The 919-nt window shown below is 70.3% G+C and carries 1 protein-coding gene; it reads right to left on the reverse strand.

Annotated features, from left to right (window positions below; genetic code table 11):
- Window positions 1-912 (reverse strand): UTP--glucose-1-phosphate uridylyltransferase GalU (gene galU / locus CRM73_RS19390; RefSeq protein ID WP_031282980.1); only part of this gene is annotated, 912 nt, incomplete at its 3' end.
- Window positions 913-919 lie beyond the last annotated feature (7 nt).

Raw genomic sequence — 919 nt, forward strand, 5'->3', positions numbered from 1 at the left:
GCCGACCGGCAGGGTCCGGGTGTACTCCCTGAGCCACTCGCACAGCTCGGGCCCGAGGTCCTCGCGCTCCGAGGCCAGGATGATGTTGGCCTTGAGGTAGCTGAGCTTGTCGCCGGTGTCGTAGCGACGGCCCTTGAAGACCACCCCGTACACCCCGCCGCCCTCGCCCTCGCGCTGGGCGAGGGTCTGCAGCGCGTCGGTGAGCTGGATCTCGTTGCCGCGCCCGGGGGCGGTGTTCTCCAGCACCTCGAACACCTCCGGCACCAGCACGTAGCGCCCGATCACGGCCAGGTTGGACGGAGCGTCCTCCGGGGCCGGCTTCTCCACCAGCCCGTTGATCCGCACGTAGTCCTCCCCCTCCACCGCGGTGACGTCCGCGCAGCCGTAGGCGCTGATCTGCTCGGCCGGGACCTCCATCAGCGCGACCACGGAGCCGCCGGTGCGCTCCTGCACGGCGATCATCTCGGTGAGCAGCTCGTCCCGGGCGTCGATCAGGTCGTCGCCCAGCAGCACCGCGAAGGGCTCGTCACCGATGTGGATCTTCGCCCGCAGCACCGCGTGCCCCAGTCCCTTGGGGTCCGCCTGGCGCAGGTAGTGGATCTCGCCGAGCTCGGAGGCGTGCTCCACCGCCCGCAGCAGATCGGTCTTGCCCGACTCCTCGAGCTGGTGCTCCAGGGCCGGTACCCGGTCGAAGTGGTCCTCCAGCGCCCGCTTCGAGCGCCCGGTGATCATCAGGACGTCCTGGAGACCGGCGTCGACCGCCTCCTGGACCACGTACTGGATGGCCGGCCGGTCCACGACCGGCAGCATCTCCTTGGGCATGGCCTTCGTCGCGGGGAGGAACCGGGTGCCGAGCCCGGCGGCAGGAATGACGGCCTTCCGGACCGTCCGGGGGTTGCTGTTTCCACTCATGCGCTCA

Source organism: Kocuria sp. CCUG 69068 (assembly GCF_020833785.1).
Lineage (GTDB): Bacteria > Actinomycetota > Actinomycetes > Actinomycetales > Micrococcaceae > Kocuria > Kocuria rosea.